Origin of the sequence: Mesorhizobium sp. (genome assembly GCF_017306585.1) — a bacterium.
Taxonomy (GTDB): Bacteria; Pseudomonadota; Alphaproteobacteria; order Rhizobiales; family Rhizobiaceae; genus Mesorhizobium.
This window is the reverse complement of the sequence record NZ_JAFKIC010000361.1, coordinates 1-2,770: the sequence shown is the minus strand read 5'-3', so window position 1 is coordinate 2,770 and position 2,770 is coordinate 1. Positions and strand designations below refer to the sequence as shown.

5 protein-coding genes are annotated in these 2,770 nt (G+C 63.6%); 1 reads left to right on the top strand and 4 read right to left on the bottom strand.

The features are described 5' to 3' along the window. Positions 1–197 precede the first annotated feature (197 nt). From clpS to J0I79_RS34730, 4 genes are all read right to left on the bottom strand, one after another. Positions 198–503, bottom strand: coding sequence for an ATP-dependent Clp protease adapter ClpS (gene clpS / locus J0I79_RS34745; protein ID WP_292870632.1), 306 nt, complete (start codon positions 501–503; stop codon positions 198–200). A 150-nt stretch (positions 504–653) separates the two neighbouring features. Beyond that, positions 654–968, bottom strand: coding sequence for a hypothetical protein (locus J0I79_RS34740; RefSeq protein WP_292870629.1), 315 nt, complete (start codon positions 966–968; stop codon positions 654–656). A gap of 215 nt (positions 969–1,183) precedes the next feature. Beyond that, on the bottom strand, positions 1,184–1,492 hold the full coding sequence (locus J0I79_RS34735) for a hypothetical protein (protein WP_292870626.1): 309 nt from the start codon (positions 1,490–1,492) through the stop codon (positions 1,184–1,186). 36 nt (positions 1,493–1,528) lie between these two features. Further along, entirely contained in the window at positions 1,529–1,828 is a 300-nt protein-coding gene (locus tag J0I79_RS34730; protein WP_023760695.1) for a hypothetical protein, read from the bottom strand. A 282-nt stretch (positions 1,829–2,110) separates the two neighbouring features. On the opposite strand from J0I79_RS34730, the gene J0I79_RS34725 reads away from it, so the two are divergent. Further along, on the top strand, positions 2,111–2,770 hold a 660-nt coding region (locus J0I79_RS34725), incomplete at its 3' end, for a response regulator (RefSeq protein ID WP_292870619.1).

Sequence of the window (2,770 nt, the reverse complement as noted above, 5' to 3'; positions counted from 1 at the left end):
GAAGGGCGGATGAGGGGCAGCGCCAGCCCTTTGCGATTGGCGATATGCACGGCTCAACCAAGCGAACTATCATCCCCCTCCGGCGCCGCCCCTCATTGTCCTGCCGGACATTTCTCCCCGTATAGTGACGGGGAGAAAGACGCTGTAGCGTATGGTTTCGCTAATCGTCAGTGCTAAAGAAGGGGCCCCACCCTCCCCTACTCCTCCGGCTCCACCGTGAACAGCAGCGGATAGCCCTTGGCCTTGCCGGCATCCGTGGCGCGCGTCGCCTTGGTCTCGGCGACGTCCTTGGTGAAGACGGCGACCACGCAGACGCCGCGCCGGTGGGCTGTGATCATGATCCGGTGTGCCTGGTCCTCGCTGAGCTTGAACTCGCCCTTCAGCACCGTCACCACGAATTCGCGCGGGGTGAAATCATCATTGATGAGGATGACCTTGTAGAGCTTGGGCCGCTCGGTCTGCGGCTTGACCTTGGTACGCGGTTTCGTGGTGATTTCAGGCATGGGAGCCGGCTTTTGGAACGACGGTTTCGCGACCGGGCCGCGCTCCCCGCATCTTGCCACGGGCGGCGGCGGTCGTCCATTTCATTGGCGGAAGGACGCGGCCAACAGGCCCCGGCCATTCAACTCATGTGGGGTCGTGCCGGCTGCCGTTCAACGGCCCTGGCGGCCCAGCACGCGGCGATTGGAGCCGGCATCCGTGCGGCGCTCCATCCAGGCGGCGATCGGCCAGGCGACCATGCAGATCACCGTCACGCTGGTGAGCAGGATCAACAGCCAGTTCTGGGCCGGCGTTATGTAGTCCCAATTGCTGGAAATAACCGGTGCGAACACCGAAGGTTCGGTGCGTCCGCTCGCCGGATCCGGCACGGGGCTGGCGGTGAGCAGGACCAATGCCCTGGCAATGCCGGTGGCGACCAGGCCGCCGAGCGCTACCGAACGGAAAATGGACGAACGCCGCTTCTTCATGCGGATTGTCCTACCAAACCGGCGTTGCGAACGGGTTAAGTGCGATCGAGATGCCTGCTGGAAGCCGCCGGTGTTCAGGCTTGGCCGGCATGGGGCCGATTCCCCGGCCCATTCTCATCGCGGCGCAAAACCCTTCGGTCCCGCGCCTGGCAGAAGGCCGCCCCAGCCAGTTTGCGGCTGGAGCGGCCCTTGATGGAAACTGACTTCAGAGCCGATCAGGGCTTCTTCTTCGGAGCAGTGGTGGCCGGAGCAGTGGTCGCCGGGGCCGTCGCAGCAGCAGCCGCCTTCTTGGGGGCCTTCTTGACCGGGCACTTGTGCTTCTTGGTCTCCTTGCAGACGGTCTTCTTGGCTACCTTCTTCGGAGCGGCCTTGGCCGGAGCAGCGGTCGCCGGAGCCGTGGCGGCCGGAGCGGTGGTGGTGGCGGCCGGAGCAGTGGTCGTGGTGGTGGCGGCGTTGCCGAGAGCCGGCATCGCGAAGGCGAGAGCAACGGTGAGGCCGAGGGCGGACAGGAGGGACTTTTTCATGGCTTCATTTCCTTTTTGTGCGGGTCGTTTCGAGCATCACTGGACCGGGTCGTTCGGTGTCACTCCAAGCAGCTTCAGAGCGTTGGCGAGCATCCGGATGCCCTGCGCCTGTTTCTTGGCGGCGCAGTACCGGTTGCCCTTTCTCTGAAGAGCCTTCGCCGCGGTGACCTGCGTTGCCGTGGCGTGGGTTTCGAGGGCTTCATCAAATTGGTGGCTGAGATTGGCGCACCGTTCGCTCCTGGTGAGCGGCGCCTTTGCGTCCGATTGCCCGGCAGCGGCAGTGACCAGGCCGAGGCCCAGCAACGCTCCCAACAAGCTGATAGACAATCTTGGCATTGGCTTATCCGTGAACCCGGAGACTAGCGTCGCAGCCGATAACCTGACCGCCACGGCACCGTTTATGCCGCCCGACCTTTTCAGGAGTTTTTCCCGATTGTAGAATTTTGTTTCTGGATTGTGTCTGGCCAGACGGCATCAAAGCCGCCATTGCTTTCGACGGGAAGAATGCGCAATTGCTTCTCCCTTGAAATACAAGGCACTGGCCAACATATGGCCCGAATTCTATCGTGTGGCTCCATGGCCAGGGATGACTTGGCCGGCAAACGAGACAGGACTTCCGTGAAATCCGACGCACACATACTGATCGTCGACGACGACAAGGGCATTCGCGACCTGCTGCAGGAATTCTTCCAGAAGCGGGGCCTGCACACCTCGGTCGCCGCCGACGGCACCGAGATGGAAACCATCCTGCGCCGCGCGCAGGTGGACCTGATCGTCCTCGACGTGATGTTGCCGGGCAAAAGCGGGCTGGAACTGTGCCGCGACCTGCGCGCCCAGTATTCGACCCCGATCATCATGCTGACCGCCGTCACCGAGACGACGGACCGCGTGGTCGGCCTGGAAATGGGCGCCGACGACTATGTCCCGAAACCTTTCGATCCGCGCGAGTTGCTGGCGCGCATCCGCGCCGTGCTGCGGCGCAACGGCGCCTCCGAGCCCAAGCGCGCCACATCCAAGCAGATCTACCGCTTCGCCGGCTGGACCATGGACTGCGCGCGGCGCCGGCTGACCGCGCCCGACGACGTCAGGGTCGAACTGACCATGGCCGAGTTCAACCTCCTGCAGACCTTCGTCAAGAGCGCCCAGCGCGTCCTGACCCGTGACCAGCTCATCGAGCTTTCCGGCGGCGACAGCGACTACTCCTTCGACCGCAGCATCGACATCCTGGTCAGCCGGCTGCGGCGCAAGATGGAGGACGACCCCAAGACGCCCAAGCTG

Excerpts from the sequence above, each read along its gene's own strand:
- J0I79_RS34735 (WP_292870626.1), bottom strand. The coding sequence starts at position 1,492 with ATGAAAAAGTCCCTCCTGTCCGCCCTCGGCCTCACCGTTGCTCTCGCC.
- J0I79_RS34740 (WP_292870629.1), bottom strand. The coding sequence starts at position 968 with ATGAAGAAGCGGCGTTCGTCCATTTTCCGTTCGGTAGCGCTCGGCGGC.
- clpS (WP_292870632.1), bottom strand. The coding sequence starts at position 503 with ATGCCTGAAATCACCACGAAACCGCGTACCAAGGTCAAGCCGCAGACC.
- J0I79_RS34730 (WP_023760695.1), bottom strand. The coding sequence starts at position 1,828 with ATGCCAAGATTGTCTATCAGCTTGTTGGGAGCGTTGCTGGGCCTCGGC.